General features: G+C 57.8%; 1 pseudogene. It reads left to right on the top strand.

The features are described from left to right. A pseudogene (locus GFC01_RS17845) lies at positions 1–630 on the top strand (IS200/IS605 family accessory protein TnpB-related protein); the annotation flags it as partial.

Genomic DNA, 630 nt, shown 5'->3' on the forward strand with positions numbered 1-630 from the left:
CCCGGGGGGACGAAACCAAGGGCGGCAACCCGAACATCAAGATAAGCTACCGCAGCGGAGAATTTGCTTTGTCCGTGACCGTCTCACATCTATCGGAACAGGCGGGCACGGACAGTAAAGGGCGGCCAATAATGACCAGAGCGCCGCGGGTGGAGGGAAAGCTCTGGCTGCCGGAAAAACACCGGCTCAAGGTGTGGGAACTGCTGCTTTCCGGCGCTCCCTATAACGTTGAGTTAATCAGAGGCCGGGACGGCCGGTACAGGGTGCACATTACCTTCACCGTAACGGCACCTGAACCGGTGACCAGTTCCAACCGGGGCTATCTGGGCATAGACACCAACCCGGACGGTGTAGCTCTGGCCAACGTCAATTATTTCGGCCAGCCTGAACCCTGGCCGGAGGGTTTCGAGGTACCTTACCCGAAGGCATTACACAAATTTGCCGGGGAATTCCAGGTGACAGTGCAACCGAACGGTTTTCTGTACATCAAGATACCGGAACTGGCTTACAGCCGCGGATACCGGCGCACCTACCTGATAGGCGTGCTGGCCAAAGTGGCGGTGGACATGGCAAAAGCTTTGGGTAAGCCCATTGCATTGGAGGACCTGGACTTCGGCAAAGACCGGCTGG

It is taken from the genome of Desulfofundulus thermobenzoicus (genome assembly GCF_009428905.1).
Lineage (GTDB): Bacteria > Bacillota > Desulfotomaculia > Desulfotomaculales > Desulfovirgulaceae > Desulfofundulus_A > Desulfofundulus_A thermobenzoicus.